The sequence below is a fragment of the Nonomuraea sp. KM90 genome (genome assembly GCF_052246675.1).
Lineage (GTDB): Bacteria > Actinomycetota > Actinomycetes > Streptosporangiales > Streptosporangiaceae > Nonomuraea.
Genome location: NZ_JBQQCB010000143.1, coordinates 1 through 23,685 on the forward strand (window position 1 = coordinate 1; position 23,685 = coordinate 23,685).

Consider the following 23,685-nt stretch of genomic DNA (forward strand, 5'->3'; position numbering starts at 1 on the left):
CCCTGGCCATGGCCGCAGCGGTGGCCGAGGCCGTGGCATCGGGCTCGGTGGCGGGCGCGGTCGAGGCGGCGCTGGCCGTCCTGCCCGAGGACACCGCCATCGGCCACAACGCCCGCCTGGCGCTGGCCGTCGCGCGGAAGGCGGGCGACCCGTTCGGCGCGATCCCCGCGCTCGACGGCGCCCTGCTCGACCACGTCTACAGCTACGGCGTGGGCGCCGCGCAGACGGTGCCCGTGGCGCTGGCGCTGGCCGAGGTGTCCGGCGGCGAGCTGGGCAGGGCCGTGCCCGCCGCGGCGTGCCTGGCCTCGCTGGCCGACTCGGCGCCCGCGCTCACGGGGGCGCTGGCCGGGGCCTGCGGCGGGTACGAGGCGATCCCGGAGGGGTGGACCGCCTCGACCCGTACGCTGGCCGGTTGTTGCCTGCCTGATCTGGCGGGCCGAGATTTGATCCAACTATTGGAGGACATAGCATGACGCCGCTTGAAGACAGGGCCACCGGCTGCGTGGCGGGGGCGGCGGTCGGTGACGCGCTGGGCGGCGCGACCGAGGGCTGGACTCCCGAGCAGATCGTGCAGCGGTACGGGGGCCGCGTCGAGGGCATCGTGCCGCCGTTCAACGAGGACTGGCGCAACGCCCGCCCCATCGCCCCGTACCACAAGGGCGACGGCCACATCACCGACGACACCTTGATGACGCACGCCCTGATCCGCGTGTACGAGAAGGCCGGCGGTCACCTGGACGCCTACTCGATGGCCGAGCACCTGGTGCCCGAGCTGATGGGCGAGCGGCGGTGGATCCCCGAGCTGGAGGCCGAGGCGCTGCCGCTGCAGCGGATCTTCCTGGCCGAGAAGTGGATCGTGGCCCGCCTGCACTACGGGCACGCCGACCCGCGCGAGGCCGGCGTCGGCAACATCGTGAACTGCGGCGCCGCCATGTACGTCGCCCCCGTCGGCATCGTCAACGCCGCCGACCCCGACGCCGCCTACGCCGAGGCCGTCGACCTGGCCGGGGCGCACCAGTCCAGCTACGGCCGCGAGGCCGCGGGCGTCATGGCCGCCGCCGTCGCCGAGGCCATGCGGCCGGGCGCCACCGCCGACTCCGTGGTGGCGGCCTGCCTGCGCCTGGCCAAGGACGGCACCCGGGCCGCCATCGAGGCGGTCTGCGAGACCGCGGCCGGGCTGGGGCACTGGGACGGCTCGTTCGAGGCGCTGCGCGCCGCCGTCCGGCCCTTCGACACGGTCGCCGACACCTACCGCGACCAGGGGCTGGGGGCGCGCCGGCCGAGCCGGGTGCACAGCATCGAGGAGCTGCCGCTGGCGCTCGGGTTCCTGGTGATCGCCAAGGGCGACTTCCGCGACACGGTGCTGGGCGGGGTGAACTACGGGCGCGACGCCGACTCGATCGCCTCCATGGGGGGCGCCATCGCGGGCGCGCTCGGCGGGCTGGCCTCCGTGCCGCCGGAGTGGGTGGAGAAGGTGGCGGCGGCCAGCCGTACGGACCTGGTGGCTCCCGGGCTCGCGATCGCCGGGGTGGCGCGCCGGGTGCACGCCGACGACCTCGTACGGCGCCGCGCCCACGAGTCCGCCTTCGCCGACCTCGACCACGCATGACCACCGGCACCCGCGCGACGCGCATGATCCACCGCACCCGCACCCGATTCGAGGAGCGCGCATGATCCGCCTCACCTGGGTGCAGCCGGAGGACCTCGTCGGGCACGAGCTGCGCCAGGCCGCCGAGGACGGCCGCGACGTGAGCGAGATCGCCGCCCGGTGGCACGCGGCGGGCGGCCACGACGCCCCGCCGCGCGCCGGCGCCTCCGAGCCGGGCGCCGCGCGGCTGCGCGGCCTGGCGGAGGAGCTGCTGGACGAGCTGGCCGCCGTCCCGTCCCCGCTGCCCGAGCCGTCGGACCTGGCGGGCATCATCGCGGCCTGCCCCGACTGGCCGGAGCCGCGCCCCCGGGAGGTCGCCGTCGACCCCGGCCGGGTGCTGGGCGCGTGGCTGGGCCGGGCGGCCGGCTGCGTGCTCGGCAAGCCGGTCGAGAAGATCCCGCGCGCGGGCATCAGGCAGATCGCCGAGGCCACCGGCAACTGGCCCATCCGCGGCTGGTTCACCGCGAAGGGCCTGCCGGACGACATCGCCCGCCGCTGGCCGTGGAACCGCCGCAGCGCCGTCAACTCCCTGGCCGAGAACATCGACGGCGTCCCCGAGGACGACGACCTCAACTACCCGCTGCTGGCGCTGTCGGTCCTGGAGCGCCACGGGCGCGCGTTCACCACCGAGGACGTGGCCCGGCTGTGGCTGGACGAGCTGCCCGCGGGCCGTACGTTCACCGCCGAGCGCGTCGCGTACCGCAACCTCCTGGACGGCGTCGAGCCCCCGGCCACGGCCACCTACCGCAACCCGTTCCGCGAGTGGATCGGCGCGCTGATCAGGACCGACGTCTACGGCTGGGTCAATCCCGGCGACCCGGCCACGGCGGCCGAGCACGCCTGGCGCGACGCCCGGCTCACGCACACCGCCAACGGGATCTACGGGGCCATGTTCGCGGCCGCGATGTGCGCCGCCTCGATGGTCGCCGGTTCGGCGGAGGAGGTCGTGCGGGCGGGGCTGTCCGTGGTGCCGCGGGGCTCGCGGTTGCACGAGGCCGTACGCCTGGCCGTCGCCGACGCCGCCCGCGAGGACGACTTCGAGCGCGTCATCGACCTGCTCCACGAGCGCCACGGCAACCTGCACTGGGTGCACACGATCAACAACGCGGCCCTCGTCGCCGCCACGCTGATCCACGGCCGGGGCGACTTCACCGCCACGATCGCCGGGGCGGTGGCCGGCGGCTGGGACACCGACTCCGCCGGGGCCACGGCCGGGTCCGTCGCGGGCGCGCTGAACGGCGGGGTGCCGGAGCGGTGGCGCATGCGTGACAGCCTGGCCAGCAGCCTGACCGGCTTCGACGGGGTGGGTCTTGCCGCCCTGGCGGCGCGTACACAGGAGATGATGAAGTCATGATCTCGGTTTTCGGCAGCGCCAACATGGACCTCGTCGCCTACGTCTCCGAAGCCCCCAAACTGGGCGAAACGGTCACCGGCCACCGGTTCCGCACCGTGCCCGGCGGCAAGGGCGCGAACCAGGCGATCGCCGCCGCCCGCGCGGGCAGCGAGGTGGCGTTCCTGGGGGCGGTGGGCGACGACGGGTTCGGCGCGGAGATGCGCGCCACGCTGGCTGAGGCCGGGGTCGACGTGCGCGGGCTGCGCCAGGTGCCCGGGCCCAGCGGCATCGCGCACATCGTGGTGGACGACACCGGCGGCAACTCGATCATCGTCGTCCCCGGCGCGAACGGCACCGTCACCGGCCCCTCGGGCGAGGACCTGGCCGCGATTGCCAGGTCACAGGTGCTGCTGCTCCAGCTGGAGCTGCCGATGGCGGCGGTCGTGGCCGCGGCGCAGGCCGCCCAGGTGTCCGGCGTGCCGGTGTTCCTCACCCCGGCGCCCGCCCAGCCGTTGCCCGCCGAGCTGCTGGACGCGGTCACCACCATCGTCCCGAACGAGCACGAGGCCGCCGCCATCACCGGCGTGACGGGTGCCGACGCGGCCATGGACGCGCTGCTGGAGCTGGTCGACGAGGCGGTGATCACGCTGGGCTCGGAGGGCGCGCTGTACGGGTCGCGGTCGGGGGAGCGGGTGCGGGTGCCCGCGGTGAAGGTGGACGCGGTGGACACCACGGCGGCCGGCGACACGTTCGTGGGGGCGCTGGCCGTGGCGCGGTCGGAGGGGCTGGCCGTGGCGCAGGCCCTGCACTTCGCCTCCGTGGCGGCGGCGCTGTCGGTGCAGCGGGAGGGCGCCAGCACGTCGATGCCGACCCGCCGGCAGATCGAGGACGCGCTCACCTGATGCCCCCGGAGACCACCCTGCCGGGCCGGGACGCCGCCCTGCCCGGCTCGAACACGCCCGGCTCCCGGCCGGGTTCGCACGCGGCCGGCTTCCGGCCGGCGGAGCCGCGGCCGCGGGAGATCGACCTGCCGGCGCGGGTCCCGCTGGACGGCGGGGACCTCGGCGGGCTCGATCGGGCCAAGATCCTCGCCGCCCCCGGCGACCCGGCCGACCGTGACGCCTGGCGGGCGGCGCTGGCCCGATGGCGGGAGGAGGCCCGCGCGCGGCTGCCCCGCCGTGGCGCGTACCCCGGCTGGACCCGCCGCTGCTTCTCGGTCTGCGTGGCCTGGCTCTGGGACGACCTGCTCCGGGACGGCGACCGGTTCACGCCCGAGCGGTTCCTCGCGCACGGGGAGCGCGAGTTCGGCGGGTACGACGCCGTCGTCCTCTGGCACGCCTACCCCGTGATCGGCATCGACGGCCGCAACCAGTTCGACCTCTACCGCGACGTCCCGGGCATCGACGAGCTCGTACGCGACCTGCGCGCCGCCGGGGTCCGCGTGCTGCTCGACTACAACCCCTGGGACACCGGCACCCGCCCCGAGGACCACCGGACCGGGCTCGGCGAGGTGGTGGACCGGCTGCGGCCCGACGGGCTGTTCCTCGACACGCTGAAGGCGGGCGACGCCTGGCTGTCGGAGTACGGCGTGGCGCTGGAGAGCGAGTCCTCGGTCCCTCTCGACCGGGTGGCCGACCACGCGATGTCGTGGGCGCAGTGGTTCGCGGACTCCGACTGGCCGGGCGTGATCAAGACCAAGTGGTTCGAGCGGCGGCACATGCTGCACCACACCCGGCGCTGGCACCGCGACCACTCCGAAGAGCTGCACTCCGCCTGGATGAACGGCTGCGGGATGCTGGTCTGGGAGAACGTGTTCGGCTCCTGGGTGGGGTGGAACGCCAGGGACCGGGCGATCCTGCGGGCCATGCTGCCGGTGCAGCGGGCGTACGCGGAGCTGTTCGCCGAGGGTGAGTGGACGCCGCTGGTGGACGAGGCCGCCCCGAGCCTGCCCGCGTCCCGCTGGTCGGGCGACGGCGTGACGTTGTGGACGATCGTCAACCGCTCGGCCGAGGCGTACCGCGGCCCCCTCTCGATATCCCGAAAAATCGGGAGCTGAGGTATTACGACCTGATCCACGGGGTCGAGCTGGACGACGACCTGCACGGCACGGTCCCGGGCCGGGGGGTCGCGGCGGTGCTGGCCGTACCGGAGGAGCTGGATCTGGAGCCCCGGGATCCGGGGTGGAGCGACGACACCACGTTCCCCGCGCGGACGCCCCGCCGCACGACGCCGCTGGAGGGCGCGCCCGCGACGGCCGAGATCACCTACCGCGTACGGGAGTGCGGCTTCGACGGCGAGGCCCCGTTCGTGGACGAGTGGAAGCCGCTCCCGCCCCGCCTGCACGCCATGCGCACCGAGACCCGCCAGGTCAGGCGGGCCGCCACGGCCGCGGAACGCGAGGTCACCAACGCCGAGTTCGCCAGGTTCGCCCCCGGCCACCCCTGGCTGGGGGACCCGGACGCGCCCGTCACCCACGTCACCCTGGAGGAGGCCCGCGCCTATGCCGCGTGGGCGGGGGCGCGGCTGCCCACCGAGTACGAGTGGTCCGGCCCGGCCACGCTGTGGAACCTCACCGACAGCGAGCACACCGACGGGCGCACCAGGTTCCTGATCCTCAAAGGGCCCGGCCCGGTGGCGACCGGCTCGGAGTGGTACGTGGCCGCCGACGACACCGTCAAGCTCCTGCGTACCCACCCCGACCTGGAACGCTCCCCGAACATCGGCTTCCGCGTCGCTCGCTAGCGGGTCCACCGGAGCCGGGCCGGGGTCGCCGGCCGTTCCCCGGCGAGCAGGCCGGGCAGGAGGGCGGCCAGGCCGGGCGGGAAGACCAGCTCGTCCGTGGCGGCCAGCTCGGCGGCGCTCCACCAGCGGTTGCCCAGGAGCGCCTCCGCCCGCTCGTACTCCTCCAGCGCGGTCGGGGTGACGGTGCACGACTGGACGCGGGCGAAGAAGTAGGTGTGCACCGTGTAGAAGTGGCGGCCCTGGTTGGACCACGGGCCCTCGTTCGTGGCCACGGGCCGGCCGAGGGCGGAGGGGTCGAGCACGTGGCCGGTCTCTTCGAGCGCCTCGCGGGCCGCCGCCTGCGCCGGGGTCTCGCCCGCCTCGATCCCGCCGCCCGGCAGGTGCCAGGCGGGCTCGCTCGGCCACGGCTCGGGCGGGACGAACCGGAGCAGCAGCACCCGGTCGTCGGGGGCGGCCAGGATGACGCGCGCGGTGGGGCGCTGGGTGCGGGTGGTCACCCCCGGACGGTAACAAACGGTCCTCGTGGGGCAGGTGGGTGACTATGAGCGAGACATCCGATGAGCTGCCGGAGGCGATCGGGGGCGTGGACGGGGAGAGCGACGTGGTCGCCGAACGATCCGGCGCCAGCACCCCGAAGTCGCGCCGCCCCGTGCCCGCCGACCCGCCCGACGAACAGGACGAACCCGAGCCGGAGGAGGCGCCGGACGCGGACGAGGAGGACAGCGAGATCCGCCCGGACGTGGGCCCCACCGGCTGACGCCCCGCCCGCCCGGCGCCCGCCCGCCCGGCGCCCGCCCGCCCGGCGCCCGCCCGGCGCCCGCCCGCCCGGCGCCCGCCCGGCGCCCGCCCGGCGTCTGACCGGCCGCGCCCAGGTGGGCTGGCGTTCCGATGGCGCTGGCGGCGCCGTCGAGGGCGGCGGACGCAAGCGGGGCCGATGAACCGAGGGTCAGGGGTGGGGGTGAGTGCCCAGCGGGCCCGGGTCAGCGCTTGGCGTGCAGGTGGGTGAGCGTCTGCTCCAGCTCCGCCTGCAAGATCCCCCCGGCCGCCGTCCCGTCCCCCTCCCGGATGGCCGCCACCAGGGCGGCATGCGTGTCATGCCCCGGATTGCGGTGGTGCTCCCGCAACCCCAGCAACTCCACCAGATCGATCAGCCGCCCCCGCAAGGCGGGCGCGAACTCCGCGAACAGGTCGGAGAGCACTGGGTTGCCCGCCGCCGCCACGACGGCCGCGTGCAGCGCGATGTCGGCGTCCACGAAGGCCGCGTCGTCCCCTTCCGCCCCCCGCTCCCGCGCCTCCAGCGCCGCCTCCAGGGCGGCCATGTCCTCCTCGGTACGCCGCCCCGCCGCCAGCACGGCCGCCTGCGTCTCGACGATCATGCGGACCTCGTAGACGTCGGTGATGGCGGCCCGCCGCAGCCGGGCGGCCCAGCTCTCGGCCGGCTCGGCGGCGCCGGCCGTGGCGATCACGAACACCCCCGACCCCTGCCGGGCCTGCACCAGCCCCGCCCCGGCCAGCGCCCGCAGCGCCTCGCGCACCGTCGAGCGCCCCACGCCGAGGGCCTTGGCCAGCGCGTTCTCCCCGGGCAGCCGGGTGCCCACCGGCCACTCGCCCTGGGTGATCTGCTCGCGCAGGTGCTCGGTGGCCTGCTCGACGAGCGGGCTGGGGCGGAGGGAGCCAAGCGGCATCGCGGTCAACCTCTCAGGTTGTCTGAGGACCTGTGTTGTGGTTAGTGTAGCGCCCATGACGTCGTACGGTCTGCTCCTTCCCGGCCGCGGCGGGGCCTGACCGGACCGGCACCCCGCCGCGGTGGCCCGGGTGCCCGCCGGTCTGTCCACCTCAAGACGGAAGAGCAGCCACGTGTACGAATGGAACCGGCAACGCCCCAGCAGCATGCCGTACCACCGCTACAAGCCCGCCCACGAGCGCGTCGAGGTGCCGCTGACCGGCGGCCGCGACTGGCCGGCCCGGCGCATCACCGCATCCCCCCTGTGGGTGCCCGTCGACCTGCGCGACGGCAACCAGGCCCTGGCCGAGCCGATGGACCTGGCCCGCAAGCGCCGCATGTTCGACCTGCTCACGGCCATGGGCTTCAAGGAGATCGAGGTCGGTTACCCCTCCGCCAGCCAGACCGACTTCGACTTCGTCCGCCACCTGGCCACGCCGGGCGCCGTGCCGGACGACGTGACCGTGGTGGTGTTCACGCCCGCCCGGCACGACCTGATCGAGCGCACCTTCGACTCCGTCGAGGGCATGTCCCGCGTGGTCGTGCACCTCTACACCCCCACCGCCCCCACCTGGCGGAACGTGGTCCTCGGCCACGACCGGCCCGCCCTGCGCGCCCTGATCAGGGACGCCGCCGAGTACCTCGCCCGCCTCGCCGGCGACCGTGACCTCCGCTTCGAGTTCTCGCCGGAGGTGTTCAACCTCACCGAGCCGGACTACGTGCTGGAGGTCTGCAACGACCTGACGGCCCTGTGGGACGCCTCCCCGGACCGCCCCGTGATCCACAACCTGCCCGCGACGGTCGAGGTGGCCACCCCCAACGTGTACGCCGACCAGATCGAGTACATGCACCGCCACCTCGACCGCAGGGACGCGGTGATCCTCTCCGTGCACCCGCACAACGACCGCGGCACCGGCGTGGCCTGCGCCGAGCTGGCCCTGCTGGCCGGGGCGCAGCGGGTCGAGGGCTGCCTGTTCGGCAACGGCGAGCGCACCGGGAACGTGGACCTGGTGACGCTCGCGCTCAACCTGCACTCCCAGGGCGTGGACCCCATGCTGGACCTGTCCGACATCGACGAGGTGCGCCGGGTCGTCGAGCACTGCAACCGCCTGCCGGTGCCCGACCGCCACCCGTACGCCGGAGACCTCGTCTACACCGCCTTCTCCGGCACCCACCAGGACGCCATCGGCAAGGGCCTGGCCCACCATGCCAAGCGGGCCGCGGATCTGGGCGTGCCGCCGGAGCAGGCACCGTGGGAGGTGCCGTACCTGCCGATCGACCCGGCCGACGTGGGCCGCGACTACCAGGCCGTCATCCGCGTCAACAGCCAGTCGGGCAAGGGCGGCGTCGCCTACCTCCTGAACACCCGCTACGGCCTCGAGCTGCCCCGCCGCCTGCAGATCGACTTCTCCTCGGTCGTCCAGCGGGCCACCGACGGCAGCGGCGAGGAGATCACCGCCGAGCAGCTCTGGGAGCTCTTCCACGCCACCTACCTGGCGCCGGGGGAGACCAGCGCGCTGGCCGACTGGAGCACGGTGGAGACCGCGCCGGGCGTGCACGAGTTCGGCGGCACGCTGCGCAGCGGGCGGCGGCTGCACGGGACCGGCAACGGCCCGCTGTCGGCGCTGACCGGCGCGCTCGCCGCCGACGGGATCGACGTGGACATCCTGCACTACGCCGAGCACGCCCTCGACCCGGGGCGGGGCAGCCGGGCCATCGCCTACGTCGAGGCCCGCGTCGGCGGCACCACCTGCTGGGGCGCGGCCCAGGACACCTCGGTCCTGACCGCGTCGGTGCACGCGGTGCTGGCCGCCGTGAACCGGGTCATCGAACCGGCCGCCCGCGGCGCCGTCTGACGCCCTCGGCCTCTGCATGAGCCGCCGGGACCGGCGGGTGCGCCGGTCCCGGATCGCGAGGGGGCCTCGCTCGAGTACGATCACCTCTTCGTACGCCGAGGCCGACTCGCCCGAGCCGGTACGGAATCGCCCGGTGGAGGGATGCGGATGTTCGCGGAAGGCGCGGTCCTGGACGTGCTGGCGGCCCTGGAGACGGCGGGCTGCGCCGTCTGGGTCGCCGGCGGGTGGGGCATCGACGCGCTCGTCGGCCGCGTCACCAGGGAGCACCACGACCTCGACCTCCTCCACCGGGCCGAGCAGGAGCCCGCCGCGATCGCCGCGCTGGAGGCCCTGGGCTACGCCGAGCGCCTGGAGGGAGTCGTGCCGGGACGGCCGGCCCGCTTCGTCATGGCCGGTCCGGGCGGGCGCGAGCTGGACCTGCACCCGCTGCGCTTCCGGCCCGACGGCTCCGCCGTCCAGCGGCTCGACGACCAGGGCGGCGCCCTCACCTATCCGGCGGACGCCTTCGCCTCCGGCGTGATCGGGGGAGCGCGGGTGCCGTGCCTGTCAGCGGCCCAGCAGATCGCCTTCCACCAGGGCTACCGGCCCCGGGAACGCGACCTGCACGACATGGCCGTGCTCCGGGAGGCGTTCGGGTCGGAGACTCACTTCTGAGAGGCGACCCCGGACAGGTGGGCGGCGCACTCGTCGCGGTAGTGGAGCGTGCGGGTGCGCAGCCGCTTCGGGTCGGCCAGCACGGCCCTGGACACCGACGGCACCACCGCGTGCCGTACGGACCCGAACAGCCGGGCCACGTCGGCGGGCGTGGCCCCCTGGGCGCCCAGGCCCGGGGCCAGGATGGGCCCGTTGAGGTCGGCGAGCGAGTCTTCCAGCGCGGGCAGCGTGGCGCCCATGACCACCCCGACCGGCCCGAACGGCGAATGCCCCGCGTTCGCCCTGGCGGCCCCGGCCAGCACCTGGCCGGCCACGAGCCGCTGCAGCCCGGCCGCCTCCGGGTTGGAGGTGCGGGCCAGCACGAACACGCCCGCGTCGTTGGCCACCGCCGACGTGATCGCCCCCTCCAGCGACCCGAACCCCAGGTAGGGGCTCAGCGTCACGGCGTCGGCGGCCAGCGGGCTGCCCCTGTCGAGGTAGGCCTCGGCGTAGGCGGCCATCGTGCTGTCGATGTCGCCCCGCTTGACGTCGAGCAGCACCAGCGTGCCCGCCTCGCGCAGGTCGGCGATGGTGCGTTCCAGGACGGCGATGCCGCGGCTGCCCCAGCGCTCGAAGAAGGCCGACTGCGGCTTGACCACGGCGGCCACGTCGGCCACCGCGTCCACGACGGTGCGGCAGAACCGTTCCAGACCGGCGGGGGAGTCGTCGAGGCCCCAGGCGTGGAGCAGGGCCGGGCTCGGGTCGATGCCCACACAGAGCGGCCCCCGCTCGTCGAGCCTGGCTCGCAGACGGGTCCCGAAGGAATCGTTCATCTGTGCGCTCCCAGTAGGCACCGTGGGCACGAAAGGTTCTCCGGCGACGATATGGTACCGAGGCTCTGTTGCCTAACCGGTGCCGGGCCGAGTCTTCCAGGAGTGGCCTTGGGGGTAGATCAGCAGACATGTACGAGATCGCCCACCGGATGCTGGTGCTGCGTACCGATCCGCCGCGCGACGTCGTGGTCGCGCTCGGCGTGCCTTACGAGGAACCGACGGGTGAGTGGTCGTGCCCGTACCGCATCGACGGGCTCGACGGGTGGGAGCACGAGCGGAAGGTCACCGGGCTCGACTCGTTCGAGGCGGTGGAGCTGGCGATGGCCATGGTCCGGACGGCCCTGGCGGGCTCCCACGAGGCCAAGGGAGGGCTGCTGGCCTGGGACGACGCGCCGGAGGGGAAGCGGGCGCGGACGGTGTACGTGAGTGTCGACGAGGACCGGAATATCGCATATATCGGGATGAAGCACGAAATAGTGCCAGGCGAGGCCGTACGCCAGGTCGTGGCCGAGGACGTCGTCCTCGACTACGGCGACTCCGGGCAGCTCCTGGGCGTGGAGCTCACCGACGCCGACAGGCAGCTCCCCTCCGAGATGCGGATCTAACGCGACACGAGCCACCGCCAGCGCGGCAGCTCCAGCACCACCGTCACCACGGCCAGCACGGACACCAGCGCGGCGGCGACCGCGTGCCAGGCCACCCACGCCGCCGCCACCGCGGCCAGCACGTGCAGGACGACCAGCGCGATGGTCACGTGACCCGGCACGGCGACGATCACGTTCCGCTTGTCGCCCGGGGTGGAGAAGATCGTCGGCAGCCCGATCAGCACCACCACGGACAGCACGGCCAGCGGCACGGAGTGCGGGGCGAGCGCCCACGGGGTCGCGACCCACGCCACCAGCTCGGTGGCGAAGCGGAACGCGGACGCGGCGCGGTCGTCCGGCCGGGCAGTTGAGGACACCCGCGTACCTTACAAGAACCCCTATGTCGGGATAATCGCCCCTGTGAGCACCGTGACCTTCCCGCGCATCGTGGCCACCGACCTCGACGGCACCCTCCTCACCTCCGACGGCACCGTCTCCCCCCGCACCAGGAAGGCGCTGCGGGCCGCCCGCACGGCCGGCGCCGACATCGTCTTCGTCACCGCCCGGGCGCCCCGCGGCATCCGCGAGATCGCCGGACAGGCGGGCGTCACCGGCACCGCCATCTGCAGCAACGGCGCCATCGTGTACGACCTGGCCACCGACGAGATCACCGCCAGCAGCCCGCTCGACCCGCGGGCGGCGCGCGAGGTCGCCCAGGCGCTCGCGCAGGCGCTGCCCGGCATCGGCCTGGCCGTGGAGACCGGCAGGAACGTGCTGACCGAGGCCGCCTACACCAGGCGGGTCGAGCACGACCTGGCCTTCTACCGCGAGGTGAGCTCCGTCTTCGACGAGGACCAGCCCATCGTCAAGCTGCTCGCCCTGTCACCGGCGCACACGGCGGACGAGATGTACGCGGCCGTGTCGGCGGCGATCGGGCACCTGGCCGAGGTCACGTACTCGGGCGTGGAGGGCCTGCTGGAGATCAGCGCCCCGGGGGTGACCAAGGCGGTCACGCTCGACCGGCTCTGCCGGGAGCGGGGTTTCGGGGCCGGCGACGTGGTGGCGTTCGGCGACATGCCCAACGACCTGGCCGTGCTGATGTACGCGGGCGCCGGCTACGCGATGGCCAACGCCCACCCCCTGGTGTTGTCGGCCGCGGCGCACCGGACGCTGTCCAACGACGAGGACGGCGTGGCCGTGGTGCTGGAGAGCCTCCTGGCCTGACGGGACCGGTGCCCGCCCACCCCCGGGGGCGGGCACATGCGGCCTCACGCGTCGTCGTCCGAGACCCGCGACGTGCCCTCGCAGGTGGTGGGCGACTTGCTGAGCAGCGGCACCAGACCACCGCACGTGCTCAGCGGCAACGACACCGGCTCCACGATCTCGTCGTTGAAGATGATCACGTCGCCGATCAGGGGAGCGGGGCCGGGCTTCGCGGCGGCGTCGTCGTCGGCGTACGCGCCGGTGCAGCACAGCAGCGCCGCGGTGACGGCCCCGAGTCCCGCGAACGCGGCGCCCTTCACCCCCATCAGGTGCTCCACCCCCGGCATCGCCACGCCCGGCGCCGCCAGGCTAGGCGGCCATCCGCTCCGGCTGCCGCTCGGCAGGGTGCACCCCGTCGCCTGCGCCCTGCTGCGGCCGTCCACCCGCCATGATGCGGTCGATCAGGGCGAGCGCCAGCGCCGAGACGACGAAGGTCAGGTGGATGAGGGTTTTCCATATCAGCTCCCGGTCGGTGATGGTCGGTCGCGCCGCGTTGATGAAGATCTGGAGGAGGTGGATGGAGGAGATGCCGATGATCGCCATGGCCAGCTTGACCTTCAGCACGTTGGCGTTGACGTGCGAAAGCCATTGGGGCTGGTCGGGGTGTCCCTCGATGCGCAGCCGCGAGACGAACGTCTCGTAGCCGCCGATGATGACCATGATGAGCAGGTTCGAGATCATCACCACGTCCACGAGGCCGAGGACGATCAGCATGACGGTGGTCTCCGGCGGCGTGCCGCCGAAACCCAGATGGACCAGGTGGAGCAGCTCCACCATGAACCGCCACACGTACACGACCTGCGCGACGATCAGCCCCAGGTAGAGCGGCACCTGGATCCATCGGCTGAGGAACATGACGTAGCCGACGCGCGTCAGCGGTGTCCGTGGCCCGGCCGGCGTGTCGGCCACGGACAGCTGCGCGATCCGCACTAGGACGTCAGGACGTTGATGTGCTGGACCCAGGTCTGGACCTCGACGAGCGGGGGCTCGTTCGTGCCGAGGCCGTCGAGGATAAGGGGGGGTGCGCCGCCCGCCAGCGCGAGAGTGGCGAAAACTGCCAGGGCTCGGACCTTCAACGGAACTCCTTGCTGCTGCTCTTCGGTGGGTGGGACCGGGCGGTGCGAGGGGGCGCCGCCTGTGCCGGTGTCGAGGGGTGGTCCCGTGCCGGTGTCCCGGAGGCGTGGATCAGGGGGTGAGGCAGTGTGTCACCGGGAGCTCGCCCGAGGTGACGGTGGCCGGATCGAGGAGCGCGGTCGGGTCGGCGGGTGTCTCCGCCAGGCAGGTGAGGGCGTGGACGGGGTCCACGACGGCATGCGCGGCGGGGGCGGTGACCAGGATCAGGCCGCCGGCGGAGATCGCGGCGGCGGCGATCCGGCGGGGGGTGAAGAGCATGAAACCTCCTGGGTGACGGTAATGAACAACCCTCGACTAGCTACCCAGAGTAGTTATTCGGTAACACTTCGTCTAAGTAAAGAGTTCGGAGCGCGTACGCCCTGAGGTGTAGCGGCGATCGCGACGGCCGGCGGATGCCCGTCCGGGGGCCAGGAAAGATCCTGGAGACCTTCCTTCGAGAGGAGTGGTCCTGTGGTTACCGAGGTCGCCAAGGGGAGCGGGTACGCGACCGCGTTCAAGGCCGTCACCGCGCTCAACACGCTGGCCGTGCTCGCCCAGGCGGTCACCGCCGGGCAGCTCATGAGCGGGGGAGGGGCGGACCTGCACGGGCTCGGGGCGGGCGCGGTGCACGCGCTGGGCCTGCTGCAGCTCATCGGGGCGATCCTGCTCTGGCGGCCGGCGCGGGGGCCCGGCTGGCCGGCACTGGCGAGCCTGGCGGTGCTGCTGCTCGGGTTCGTGCAGTCCGCGCTGGGCGGGTCGGGCGCGGTGGCCGCGCACGTGCCGCTCGGGATGACCCTCTTCGGGCTCAGCGTGTGGCTGCTGGTGTGGTCCTGGCGGCGCTGACCGCTACGGGCCCGGGTGGCGGGCCAGGTGGTCGGCGTGGCGGACGGGCTCGGGGAGCCGGTAGCGGGCGGCCAGGCGCAGGACCTGGTCCGTGGCGGTGTCCAGCGAGATGCGGTGGCCCTGCGAGACGTACACGGGCTTGACCCCGGGCTGCGTGCGCAGGGCCCGGCCGACCGTGACGCCGTCGTGGACGATCGGCGTCCAGGCCCCGCGCTCGGGCCCCGGCGGCTCGTGCGTCCCGACGAACGGCGTCTTGCCCACCCCCACCGACGGCAGCCCGGTCAGCACGCCCAGATGGCAGGCCAGGCCGAAGCCGCGCGGGTGGGCCAGCCCGTAACCGTCGCAGACCAGCAGGTCGGGCGTCACCGCGAGCCGTTCGAGCGCCGTCACCAGGGCGGGCAGCTCGCGGAAGGCGAACAGGCCGGGCACGTACGGGAAGGCCGCCGCACCGTGCGCCACCACCTGCTCCACCGGCGCGAGCGTGGCGGCGTCGAGGACGACCACCGCGGCCGTCACCTCGTCGTCGCCGTGGTAGTGCACGTCCAGGCCCGCCACCAGGGTGAACGTGGTGGGTCCGGTCAGCTCGACCTGGGGGCGGAGCCGGTCCTGGATGGCCTCCGCCTCGGCGACGCCGGAGGGCCAGGGGTGAAGCTGCTTCACATGCACCCGGCCAAAGGTATCGCGTCACGCCGGTGCCTCGCCTGGACATATACCGCACCCCGCCGTACGAAGGAGAGATGGAAGTCACGATCGTCGGCGCCGGCCTCGTCGGCTGCCTGCTCGCCTGCTTCCTGGCCCACCGCGGCCACCACGTCACCGTGTACGAGCGCCGCCCCGACCCCCGCCGGCACGGCCGGGAAGGCGGGCGGTCGATCAACCTGGCCCTCTCCGCCCGCGGCATCGACGCCCTGCGCCGCCTCGGTCTCGACGGCAAGGTCCTCGACGCCGCCATTCCCATGCCGGGCCGGATGATGCACGCGCCCGACGGCGCCCTCACCTTCCAGCCCTACAGCGCCGACCGCACCCAGGCGATCAACTCCATCGGCCGCGCCGACCTCAACCGGCGGCTCCTGGACGCGGCGGACGCCATGCCGGGCGTGGATCTCCGGTTCGGGCGCCGGCTCATCGGCCTGGACGAGCGTACGGGCAGGCTGGAGTTCGAGGACGGCAAGGAGGACGGCGCCCGGGTGGTGATCGGGGCGGACGGGGCGTACAGCGCGGTCAGGGCCAGGCTGCAGCAGCTGCCAGGGGTGAGCTTCAGCCAGGACTACCTGGACTACGGCTACAAGGAGCTGCCGCTGCCGGCCAGGAACGGCGAGTACGCGATGGACCCGGGCGCGCTGCACATCTGGCCCCGTGGCCGCTCGATGATGATCGCCCTGCCGAACCCCGACCGCTCGTTCACCTGCACCGTGTTCTGGCCGCACGACACGCTGGCCGCGCTGGACACGCCGGGGAAGGTCAGGGCGTACTTCGCCGCGCACTACCCGGACGCGTTCGAGCTGATGCCCGACCTGGTCCCGGCCTACCGGGACAACCCGGTCGGCCACCTGGTCACCATGCGCTGCGCGCCCTGGCACGTCACCACCGGGGCCGCCACGGTCGGGCTCGTCGGCGACGCCGCGCACGCCATCGTCCCCTTCTACGGGCAGGGCGCCAACTGCGGCTTCGAGGACTGTGTCGCGCTGGACCGCTGCCTGGACGAGGCCGGCGACGACTTCCCGAGGGCGCTGGAGCTGTTCGAGCGCCGCCGGGCCGACACCGACGTGATCGCCCGGCTGGCCCTGGAGAACTTCGTGGAGATGCGCGACAAGGTCGGCTCCCGGCTGTTCCTGGCGGGCAAGCGCCTGGAGCACGCGCTGGAGCGGGCGCTGCCCGGCTACGTCTCCCGCTACGAGCTGGTGTCGTTCTCGACCACCCCGTACTCGCAGGTGGAGCGGCGCATCACGCGCCAGCGGCTGGCCGCGGCGGCGGCGGGCGCCGCGCTCGTGGCGGCCGGGTTCGCGGCGCGTCGCGGCCGGGGTCTGGTGCGTACGCCGGGCGGCGAATGACACTGTGGGCATGCTGTCGTACTCCAGCGCCACCGCCGACACCCCCCTGCTGGGCGAGACCATCGGCGAGAACCTCGAACGCACCGTGGCCCGCTTCGGCGACCGGGAAGCCCTCGTCGACGTGCCGTCCGGCCGCAGGTGGACCTACACCGAGCTCAACGCCGACGTGGCCGCCCTGGCCAGGTCCCTGCTGGCCAGGGGCATCGCGAAGGGCGACAGGGTGGGCATCTGGGCGCCCAACCGCGCCGAGTGGGTGCTCGTCCAGTACGCCACCGCCAAGATCGGCGCGATCCTCGTCAACGTCAACCCGGCCTACCGCACCCACGAGCTGCGCTACGTGGTCGAGCAGTCGGGCATGCGGCTGCTGATCAGCGCCCTGGAGCACAAGGGCAGCGACTACCGGAAGATGGTCGAGGAGACCGGCTTCGAGAACGTCGTCTACCTGGACGACCCCACCTGGGCCGCCCTGGCCGAGCGCCGCGCGGACCCGGCGCAGCTGACGGCCCGCATGGCGGAGCTGGCCTTCGACGACCCGATCAACATCCAGTACACCTCCGGCACCACCGGCTTCCCCAAGGGCGCGACCCTGTCGCACCACAACATCCTCAACAACGGCTATTTCGTCGGCGAGCTGATCCACTACACCGAGGCGGACCGGGTCTGCCTGCCGGTGCCGTTCTACCACTGCTTCGGCATGGTCATGGGCAACCTGGGCGCGACCACGCACGGCTCCTGCATCGTGATCCCGTCGCCGGGCTTCGACCCGGAGGCGACGCTGCGCGCCGTGCAGGAGGAGCGGTGCACGTCCCTGTACGGGGTGCCGACGATGTTCATCGCCGAGCTGGCGCAGGCCGCGAAGTTCGACCTGTCGTCGCTCAGGACCGGCATCATGGCCGGCTCCCCGTGCCCGGTGGAGGTGATGAAGCGGGTCGTCGGCGAGATGAACATGCGCGAGGTCGCCATCTGCTACGGCATGACCGAGACCTCGCCCGTGTCCACGATGACCAGGGCCGACGACGACCTGGCGCGCAGGACCGAGACCGTGGGCCGGGTGATGCCGCACGTCGAGGTGAAGATCGTGCACCCGGAGACCCGGCTCACCGTGCCCAGGGGCGAGCCCGGCGAGCTGTGCACGCGCGGTTACTCGGTCATGCTCGGCTACTGGAACGAGCCGGCCAAGACCGCCGAGGCCATCGACGAGGCCCGGTGGATGCGTACCGGGGACCTGGCCACCATGGACGACGACGGCTACGTCAACGTGGTCGGCCGGATCAAGGACATGATCATCAGGGGTGGGGAGAACGTCTACCCGCGCGAGATCGAGGAGTTCCTCTACAGCCATCCGGACATCGCCGACGTGCAGGTCATCGGGGTGCCGGACGAGAAGTACGGCGAGGAGGTCATGGCGTGGGTCGTCATGCGGCCGGGCGCCGAGCCGCTGACGGCCGAGCGGGTCAGGGAGTTCTGCGCGGGACGGCTGGCGCACTACAAGATCCCCCGGTACGTGCACGTCGCCGACGCGTTCCCGCTCACGGTGACCGGGAAGATCAGGAAGGTGGAGATGCGGGAACGGTCGGTGGAGCTGCTGGGGCTGCGGGCGGCGGCCGGGATCCGCAACGCCTGACGCTCACGCCGCGTCGGCGGGCAGGCCCGCCCGTTCGGTGACGAGCGCGGCGAAGCGGCCGGTCACCCGGTGCCAGACGGGCGTGGACACCGGCTCGTCCGCCACCGCCCGCGCGTACACCTCGGCGGGGTCGAAGCCGTCGGCCCGCCACTCCCGGATGCGCGCGGGCCGCACCTCCGGGTGGAACTGCACGCCCCACGCCCGCTCGCCCATCCGGAACGCCTGGTAGGGGCACCTCTCGGTCTCGGCCAGGTGCACCGCGCCGGCCGGGAGCCTGGTGATGGCGTCCTTGTGGTGCTCGATCGCGGGCACCACCGGCGGCAGCCCGTGGAAGAGCGGGTCGGCGGCGGCCTCGGGCCTGATCGTGAGCGGCAGGCTGCCGTTCTCGGGCGCGCCGGTGTCGCCGGTCACCTCGCCGCCGGCGACCTGGGCGAGCATCTGGCCGCCCAGGCAGATGCCGAGCAGCGGCACCCCTTCCGCCAGCGCCTGGCCCATCAGCCGCCGGGCGTCGCGCAGCCACGGGGCGCGGTCGTCGTCGCCGGGCAGGTAGCCGCCGCCGAGCATGATCATGGCGTCGTGTTCCAGCCGGGCGGGCAGGGGAGCGCCCTCGTGGGCGAGCACGACGTCGAGCTCCAGCCCGGCCTCCGCCAGCCAGTCGCCCACGCGGCCCGGCCCGCCGCTCCTGCTGTTCTGGACGACGAGGATGTCAGCCATCATGGACCTCCGCCATGAAGTCGAGGATGCGCTCGTCCACGTCTTCGACGCGGGTGAGCTCCAAGGAGTGCGCTGCGGGGCGGATCCACCGCGTCACGGCAGGTTCGCCGCCCTGGCGGTGTGGCGCAGCAGCAGGGCGGTGGTCACCGGGCCGACGCCGCCGGGCACCGGGGTGAGCGCGCCGGCCACCTCCGCGACCGCGTCGAAGTCGACGTCGCCGGTCAGCCCGCCGTCGTCGGTCGGGTTGGTGCCGACGTCGATCACCACCGCGCCGGGCGCCACGTGCCCGGCGCCGATCAGCCCCGCCCGGCCGGCGGCCGCGACCAGCACCTCGGCCTCGGCGGTGACCGAGGCCAGGTCGCGGGTGCGCGAGTGGCAGACGGTGACGGTGGCGTGGCGGTCGAGCAGCAGGTGCGCCAGCGGCTTGCCCACCACCGTGGAGCGGCCGACCACCACGGCCCGCCGGCCGAGCAGCTCCACCTCGTAGTGGTCGAGCAGCGCCATCACGGCCGCCGCCGTGGCGGGCGGGAACGCGGGCAGCCCGGCCGCCAGCCGGCCCAGGGAGAGCGGGTTGGCGCCGTCGACGTCCTTGCGCGGGTCGATGGCCGCGGCCAGCTCCTGCGCGGACGCGCCGGCGGGCAGCGGGGTCTGCAGCAGCACGCCGTGGACGCCGGTGTCGGCGCTGAGCCTGACCAGCATCTCGCCGATCTGCTCGGGGGCGGCCTCGGGGCCCAGGTCGACCACGTCGCAGGCGATGCCGACGCCGGCCGCCGCCTTGGCGATCGAGCGGACATACCACAGGCTCGCCTCGTCGGCGGTGGCCACCACCACGGCCAGCCGGGGCTGCGGGCCGGCCGCCGCCTCGGCCTGCGCCTGCGCCTTGATGGCCGTGGCCAGCTCCTTGCCGGTCAGCGTCTTCACGGGTTGATCTCCTCGCGTACTTCGGCGGTCACCCAGTCTGCCCTGGCGACGGCCGCGTCGACGCCGGAGAGGCGGATGTTCAGCTCTTCGCGTACTCGCTCGTCCTTGATGCCGCCCAGGTTGACCTCCACGTTCACCCGGGCCGTGGTGAGGGCGGCGCGCGCCGCTTCCGCGGCGGCGGCCACGTCGGTGGTGACGTTGCGGTTGGCGATCGGCAGCAGCAGCTCGCACAGCTCGATCACGCGGGTGGCGGCCTCGACCACGCGGGCGGGCGGTTCGGCGGCGCCGGCCAGCGCGCGGGCGATGGCGGCGCTGCGCTCCTCGCCCTTGGGCAGCCGGTAGGCGTCGGTGACCGCGGTGAACGCCGCCGCGTCCTCCTCGGCGAGTCTCAGCGCGCGGGCCCGCAGGGTGTCGGTCTCGGCGATCAGGGCGACGACGGTCTCGGCGTGGCCGGCGTATTTCTCCCCGGTGGTGTAGCGGGCCACCATGCCGAGCAGCGCGGCGGCCTGTGCGGCGTGCAGGGCGGCGGTGGCGCCGCCGCCGGGCGCGGGCACCCGGTCGGCCAGCTCGGTCAGGAAGTCGACGATCGTCAAGTCGCGCATGGCGGCATTCTGCCAGCCCGCGCGCGGCTCATTCGCGGTACATCGGCCGCGTGGCGTCCTCGGAGCCGCTGTGCGGGCTGTGGGGCAGGTAATGCTGCGACTGCTGCGCCGGCGTCCAGGGGTCCTGGTACTCCTCCACGGGCTCGGCCGACCGGCGGCCCCGCCAGCGCGACGGGAAGAGCGAGACCACCAGCAGCGTCACGCCGAGCAGGAACTGCAGCCCCGAGAAGCCGAGGGTCGTGTACCCGTTGCGCAGGAACCCGGGCAGCAGGTCGACGCTCACCAGCCGGACGCCGAAGGCGATCTCCAGGAAGGGCGCGATCCCCAGCGCGGTGAACGCCAGGCCGCCGAGCAGCGAGGCCACGGGCGACAGGCGCGAGCCGGCCAGGAAGGCCAGCACGATCGCGGCCGCGGCGATCGCTCCGGCGCCGGTCCACGAGATCCGGAGCGCCTGCTGGGCCTGGAGGGTGAGCTCGCCGACGCCGTACCACAACCCGGCGAGCACGAGTGGAGGGAGGAGCAGGCCGGCGACCACTCCCAGAGCATGACGGGCACCGTTTGACATAACTACACCCCGTTTGTTCGGCTCTGTCCCAACCTACTCGCTGGGATCCCTCAGCGCGGGGTGGTCTCGGAGTCGAGCCAGGCGTTGATGAGCTTGGTGAAGTTACGGCCGGTGTGCTCCTTGAGCCACCTGGTGAAGGACGCCCGGTCCTGGGTGGTGTTGCGGTGCTCCTGGGCCCACGCCCTGGTCATCGCGAAGAACTTCCGGTCGCCGAGCCGCTTCCTGATCTCGTGCAGCATGATCGCCGGGCCGTAGTAGACGTTGCTCTGGGCGAAGGAGTCGCGCCGGTACCTGCCCGGCGGGCCGTTCTCCCTGCGCAGCTCGGGGTCGAAGCGGCGGATGTTGGCGACGAACTCGTCGATCGTGCCGTCCTCGTGGTCGGCGTACCACTGCATCTCGAAGTACATGGCGAAGCCCTCGTTCAGCCACAGGTCGCGCCACGTGCGCGGGGTGACGGTGTCGCCGAACCAGTGGTGCGCCAGCTCGTGCGCCACGACCGACGGCTCCATGTAGCGCGGGCCGAGCGCGATCATCTGCTGCGTCTCCATGCCGGAGTCGCTCGTGGCCACCAGCCCGGCGCTCGGGAACGGGTACGGCCCGAGCTTCTTCTCCAGCCACCGGATGATCGACGGCATCCGCTTGGCCACCGGAAGCTGCTTGGCCACGTCGCGGGGCCGGATCCAGTACGTGATCGGGATCCCGCGCGGCCCCTTGTCCCTGAACATCCGGAACCTCTCGGCCGCGAACACCGTCAGGTAGCTGGCCACGGGATCGGTGGACTGCCATGTGAACGTGCTCGTGCGCCCGGCCGACGTCTTCCCCTTGTACGTGCCGTGCGCGACCCCCGACCACCCCTTCGGCACGGTGATCGCCACGTCGTACAGCGCCTCGTCCGACGGGTGGTCGTTGACCGGGAACCAGGTGAACGACCCGAACGGCTCCTGCAGCGCCCACGCGGCGCCCCCGCCTTCGATGTGGAAGCCGAGCATGGCGATGTCCTTGCGCCGCTGCTTGGCGTCCACGGGCTTCGGCCTGCCGTGGTAGCGCACGGTGACGACGGTGCCCTCGTCGGCGGCCAGCGGCTCGGCCAGCGGGATGGTGAGATCGTCGTACTTGCGCGTCGCCCTGACCTTGGCGCCGTCCACCGTGACCTCGTCCACCTTGAGCGCGCGGCCGAAGTCGAGCCGCACGCGGGTGAGGGGCCTGGCAGCGCGGATCGTCAGCTTCGCCGTGCCGGTCAGCGTGCGGGCGCCGGGCTTCCAGGCCAGCTCCAGGTCGTAGTGGAGCACGTCGATCGACGGGTTGCCGTAGGCGGGATAGAGCGGGTCGGGGACGGGCCGCGACCGGCCGGCCTCGAAGGCGCTCAGGTCGACGGCGGGCCGCTGCTCGGCCACGGCCGGGCTGGCCGCCCCCGCCGGCGTCGTGGCGGGGGAAGCCGGAGCCGGCGGCTGGGGCGCGCTGCAGGCCGAGGCGGCCAGGGCGACGGTCATGAGGGATAAGAGGGGCCTCCGCATTCGCGCCAAGGTAGTGACGGCCGCCGATGATCCACAAGGCGTTTTCCGTACCGTGATGGGGAAGGCGGCGCTTTCCGATCCTGTCCGGGCAGGCACCGGAGATTGCTGAAAACTCCCTGTGAAGCCCTTTCTGGGTCTTTGCCGCGACCGGCCACCCGGGCATCGTGGGCCGCATGAGATCCGCGATCCTGAAGACCGCACTCGGCGCACTCGTCGTGGTCATGCTCGGCGGCGTGCCGGCGCAGGCCGCGACGAAGCCCGATACGTTCCCGCTGCCCAACGGTTTCCAGCCGGAGGGCATAGCGATCGGGCCGGGGCCGTACGCCTACTTCGGCTCACGCGCGACCGGCGACATCTACCGGGCCGACCTGCGCACCGGCAAGGGGGCCGTCATCAGCAAGGGGCCGGGCACGCAGTCGCTCGGGCTCAAGACCGACGGGCGCGGGCGGCTGTTCGTGGCCGGGGGCAACGCCGGCAACGCGCGGGTGGTCGACCTGCGTACCGGCCAGGTCCTCAAGTCGTACCAGTTCGCCACCGGGACGTCGTTCGTCAACGACGTCATCCTCGTCGGCGGCGCGGCCTACTTCACCGACTCCGCCAACCCGGTCCTGTACAAGCTGGACCTCGGCCGGGGCGGCGCGCTGCCCGACGAGGTCGTCAAGATCCCGCTCAGCGGCGCCATCCAGTACACGACCGGCAACAACGCCAACGGCATCGCCCCCAGCCCCGACCGCAGGTCGCTGCTGATTGTCCAGTCCAACACCGGCAAGCTGTTCGAGGTGGACCCGTCCTCCGGCGTCACCACCGAGGTGAACCTGGGCGGCGAGCTGCTGACCAACGGCGACGGCCTGCTGCTGTCCGGCCGCACCCTGTACGCCGTCCAGAACCGCCTGAACACGGTCGCCGTGATCGGCCTGGCCCGCGACAGCTCCTCGGGCAAGGTCGTCCGGCGCCTGACCGACCCCAGGTTCGACGTGCCCACGACGGTCGCCGCCTACGGCCACCGCCTCTACCTGCCCAACGCCCGCTTCACCACGACCCCGACCCCCGACACCACGTACGACGTGGTCGCCATCAAGCCCTGACCCCGGGTCGCGCGCTCCGGGGGCCGCCCGTCCCGGAG

29 protein-coding genes are annotated in these 23,685 nt (G+C 73.3%); 15 read left to right on the top strand and 14 right to left on the bottom strand.

Features of this window, described 5'->3' with window-relative positions:
• The 6 genes from ACTWPW_RS55015 to ACTWPW_RS55040 all read left to right on the top strand — a co-directional run.
• A partial coding sequence (locus tag ACTWPW_RS55015) for an ADP-ribosylglycohydrolase family protein (protein ID WP_443173702.1) occupies positions 1-473 on the top strand: 473 nt, incomplete at its 5' end.
• Entirely contained in the window at positions 470-1,609 is a 1,140-nt protein-coding gene (locus tag ACTWPW_RS55020; RefSeq protein ID WP_443173703.1) for an ADP-ribosylglycohydrolase family protein, read from the top strand. The genes ACTWPW_RS55015 and ACTWPW_RS55020, both read left to right, overlap by 4 nt.
• Positions 1,610-1,670: 61 nt before the next feature.
• Positions 1,671-3,002: an ADP-ribosylglycohydrolase family protein gene (locus ACTWPW_RS55025; RefSeq protein WP_375109870.1), complete on the top strand. Its 1,332-nt coding sequence runs from the start codon at positions 1,671-1,673 to the stop codon at positions 3,000-3,002.
• Positions 2,999-3,883: a ribokinase gene (rbsK, locus tag ACTWPW_RS55030; protein ID WP_375109871.1), complete on the top strand. Its 885-nt coding sequence runs from the start codon at positions 2,999-3,001 to the stop codon at positions 3,881-3,883. Before ACTWPW_RS55025 ends, rbsK begins: the two co-directional genes overlap by 4 nt.
• Positions 3,883-5,037 (top strand): hypothetical protein, encoded by a 1,155-nt coding sequence (locus tag ACTWPW_RS55035; RefSeq protein WP_443173704.1) that lies wholly within the window; start codon positions 3,883-3,885, stop codon positions 5,035-5,037. Before rbsK ends, ACTWPW_RS55035 begins: the two co-directional genes overlap by 1 nt.
• Positions 4,965-5,723, top strand: coding sequence for an SUMF1/EgtB/PvdO family nonheme iron enzyme (locus ACTWPW_RS55040; protein WP_443173705.1), 759 nt, complete (start codon positions 4,965-4,967; stop codon positions 5,721-5,723). The genes ACTWPW_RS55035 and ACTWPW_RS55040 overlap by 73 nt, the downstream gene beginning before the upstream one ends.
• Here the strand turns inward: ACTWPW_RS55040 and ACTWPW_RS55045 are convergent.
• Complete coding sequence (locus tag ACTWPW_RS55045) at positions 5,720-6,220, bottom strand: NUDIX hydrolase (RefSeq protein ID WP_375109873.1); 501 nt, start codon at positions 6,218-6,220, stop codon at positions 5,720-5,722. The genes ACTWPW_RS55040 and ACTWPW_RS55045 overlap by 4 nt on opposite strands.
• A 44-nt stretch (positions 6,221-6,264) precedes the next feature.
• Here ACTWPW_RS55045 and ACTWPW_RS55050 point away from each other — a divergent pair, with 44 nt between their 5' ends.
• Positions 6,265-6,480 carry a hypothetical protein gene (locus ACTWPW_RS55050; protein ID WP_443173706.1) on the top strand — a complete coding sequence of 72 codons (216 nt, stop codon included), beginning with the start codon at positions 6,265-6,267 and terminating at the stop codon, positions 6,478-6,480.
• A 223-nt stretch (positions 6,481-6,703) separates the two neighbouring features.
• Here ACTWPW_RS55050 and ACTWPW_RS55055 read toward each other — a convergent pair whose 3' ends face one another.
• Positions 6,704-7,408 carry a FadR/GntR family transcriptional regulator gene (locus ACTWPW_RS55055; protein ID WP_443173707.1) on the bottom strand — a complete coding sequence of 235 codons (705 nt, stop codon included), beginning with the start codon at positions 7,406-7,408 and terminating at the stop codon, positions 6,704-6,706.
• Positions 7,409-7,613: 205 nt separating this feature from the next.
• Between ACTWPW_RS55055 and ACTWPW_RS55060 the strand changes: the two genes are divergently transcribed.
• Positions 7,614-9,302: a 2-isopropylmalate synthase gene (locus ACTWPW_RS55060; RefSeq protein ID WP_443173713.1), complete on the top strand. Its 1,689-nt coding sequence runs from the start codon at positions 7,614-7,616 to the stop codon at positions 9,300-9,302.
• Positions 9,303-9,449: 147 nt separating this feature from the next.
• The gene (locus tag ACTWPW_RS55065; protein WP_443173708.1) at positions 9,450-9,956 is read left to right on the top strand and encodes a nucleotidyltransferase domain-containing protein; all 507 of its coding nucleotides are present in this window, start codon (positions 9,450-9,452) and stop codon (positions 9,954-9,956) included.
• On the opposite strand, the gene pyrF is transcribed toward ACTWPW_RS55065, so the two are convergent.
• Positions 9,947-10,768 carry an orotidine-5'-phosphate decarboxylase gene (gene pyrF, locus ACTWPW_RS55070; protein ID WP_375109877.1) on the bottom strand — a complete coding sequence of 274 codons (822 nt, stop codon included), beginning with the start codon at positions 10,766-10,768 and terminating at the stop codon, positions 9,947-9,949. The two genes, ACTWPW_RS55065 and pyrF, sit on opposite strands and share 10 nt — an antisense overlap.
• Positions 10,769-10,896: 128 nt before the next feature.
• Here pyrF and ACTWPW_RS55075 point away from each other — a divergent pair, with 128 nt between their 5' ends.
• Positions 10,897-11,373, top strand: coding sequence for a DUF6968 family protein (locus ACTWPW_RS55075; protein WP_375109878.1), 477 nt, complete (start codon positions 10,897-10,899; stop codon positions 11,371-11,373).
• Here the strand turns inward: ACTWPW_RS55075 and ACTWPW_RS55080 are convergent.
• The gene (locus ACTWPW_RS55080) at positions 11,370-11,729 is read right to left on the bottom strand and encodes a hypothetical protein (protein WP_375109879.1); all 360 of its coding nucleotides are present in this window, start codon (positions 11,727-11,729) and stop codon (positions 11,370-11,372) included. The two genes, ACTWPW_RS55075 and ACTWPW_RS55080, sit on opposite strands and share 4 nt — an antisense overlap.
• A gap of 43 nt (positions 11,730-11,772) precedes the next feature.
• Between ACTWPW_RS55080 and ACTWPW_RS55085 the strand changes: the two genes are divergently transcribed.
• Positions 11,773-12,576, top strand: coding sequence for an HAD family hydrolase (locus ACTWPW_RS55085; protein WP_443173709.1), 804 nt, complete (start codon positions 11,773-11,775; stop codon positions 12,574-12,576).
• 44 nt (positions 12,577-12,620) lie between these two features.
• Here the strand turns inward: ACTWPW_RS55085 and ACTWPW_RS55090 are convergent, their stop codons facing one another.
• From ACTWPW_RS55090 to ACTWPW_RS55105, 4 genes are all read right to left on the bottom strand, one after another.
• Positions 12,621-12,881 carry a hypothetical protein gene (locus ACTWPW_RS55090; RefSeq protein WP_443173710.1) on the bottom strand — a complete coding sequence of 87 codons (261 nt, stop codon included), beginning with the start codon at positions 12,879-12,881 and terminating at the stop codon, positions 12,621-12,623.
• Positions 12,882-12,924: 43 nt separating this feature from the next.
• Positions 12,925-13,545, bottom strand: coding sequence for a TIGR00645 family protein (locus ACTWPW_RS55095; RefSeq protein ID WP_375109881.1), 621 nt, complete (start codon positions 13,543-13,545; stop codon positions 12,925-12,927).
• Positions 13,545-13,691, bottom strand: a complete 147-nt coding sequence (locus ACTWPW_RS55100; protein WP_375109882.1) for a hypothetical protein — start codon at positions 13,689-13,691, stop codon at positions 13,545-13,547. Before ACTWPW_RS55100 ends, ACTWPW_RS55095 begins: the two co-directional genes overlap by 1 nt.
• Positions 13,692-13,800: 109 nt before the next feature.
• Entirely contained in the window at positions 13,801-14,007 is a 207-nt protein-coding gene (locus ACTWPW_RS55105; protein ID WP_375109883.1) for a hypothetical protein, read from the bottom strand.
• A gap of 192 nt (positions 14,008-14,199) precedes the next feature.
• Here ACTWPW_RS55105 and ACTWPW_RS55110 point away from each other — a divergent pair, with 192 nt between their 5' ends.
• A complete protein-coding gene (locus ACTWPW_RS55110) occupies positions 14,200-14,571 on the top strand; it encodes a hypothetical protein (protein WP_375109884.1) in 372 nt (123 codons plus the stop codon).
• Between the two features lie 3 nt (positions 14,572-14,574).
• On the opposite strand, the gene ACTWPW_RS55115 is transcribed toward ACTWPW_RS55110, so the two are convergent.
• Positions 14,575-15,237, bottom strand: a complete 663-nt coding sequence (locus ACTWPW_RS55115; RefSeq protein WP_375109885.1) for an endonuclease V — start codon at positions 15,235-15,237, stop codon at positions 14,575-14,577.
• Positions 15,238-15,308: 71 nt separating this feature from the next.
• Between ACTWPW_RS55115 and ACTWPW_RS55120 the strand changes: the two genes are divergently transcribed.
• The gene (locus ACTWPW_RS55120; RefSeq protein ID WP_375109886.1) at positions 15,309-16,622 is read left to right on the top strand and encodes an FAD-dependent oxidoreductase; all 1,314 of its coding nucleotides are present in this window, start codon (positions 15,309-15,311) and stop codon (positions 16,620-16,622) included.
• Positions 16,623-16,632: 10 nt separating this feature from the next.
• Positions 16,633-18,246: an AMP-binding protein gene (locus tag ACTWPW_RS55125; RefSeq protein ID WP_375109887.1), complete on the top strand. Its 1,614-nt coding sequence runs from the start codon at positions 16,633-16,635 to the stop codon at positions 18,244-18,246.
• 3 nt (positions 18,247-18,249) lie between these two features.
• On the opposite strand, the gene ACTWPW_RS55130 is transcribed toward ACTWPW_RS55125, so the two are convergent.
• The 5 genes from ACTWPW_RS55130 to ACTWPW_RS55150 all read right to left on the bottom strand — a co-directional run bounded on the left by ACTWPW_RS55130 (position 18,250) and on the right by ACTWPW_RS55150 (position 22,562).
• Positions 18,250-18,963: a type 1 glutamine amidotransferase gene (locus ACTWPW_RS55130; protein ID WP_443173711.1), complete on the bottom strand. Its 714-nt coding sequence runs from the start codon at positions 18,961-18,963 to the stop codon at positions 18,250-18,252.
• Positions 18,964-19,053: 90 nt separating this feature from the next.
• Positions 19,054-19,881, bottom strand: coding sequence for a bifunctional 5,10-methylenetetrahydrofolate dehydrogenase/5,10-methenyltetrahydrofolate cyclohydrolase (locus ACTWPW_RS55135; protein ID WP_375109889.1), 828 nt, complete (start codon positions 19,879-19,881; stop codon positions 19,054-19,056).
• Positions 19,878-20,483, bottom strand: a complete 606-nt coding sequence (locus ACTWPW_RS55140; protein ID WP_364136985.1) for a cyclodeaminase/cyclohydrolase family protein — start codon at positions 20,481-20,483, stop codon at positions 19,878-19,880. The genes ACTWPW_RS55135 and ACTWPW_RS55140 overlap by 4 nt, the downstream gene beginning before the upstream one ends.
• A gap of 28 nt (positions 20,484-20,511) precedes the next feature.
• Complete coding sequence (locus tag ACTWPW_RS55145; protein WP_375109890.1) at positions 20,512-21,048, bottom strand: hypothetical protein; 537 nt, start codon at positions 21,046-21,048, stop codon at positions 20,512-20,514.
• 50 nt (positions 21,049-21,098) lie between these two features.
• Positions 21,099-22,562: a M1 family metallopeptidase gene (locus ACTWPW_RS55150; protein ID WP_443173712.1), complete on the bottom strand. Its 1,464-nt coding sequence runs from the start codon at positions 22,560-22,562 to the stop codon at positions 21,099-21,101.
• A gap of 173 nt (positions 22,563-22,735) precedes the next feature.
• Between ACTWPW_RS55150 and ACTWPW_RS55155 the strand changes: the two genes are divergently transcribed.
• Positions 22,736-23,647, top strand: coding sequence for a superoxide dismutase (locus tag ACTWPW_RS55155; protein WP_375109892.1), 912 nt, complete (start codon positions 22,736-22,738; stop codon positions 23,645-23,647).
• The last annotated feature ends 38 nt before the right edge of the window (positions 23,648-23,685 follow it).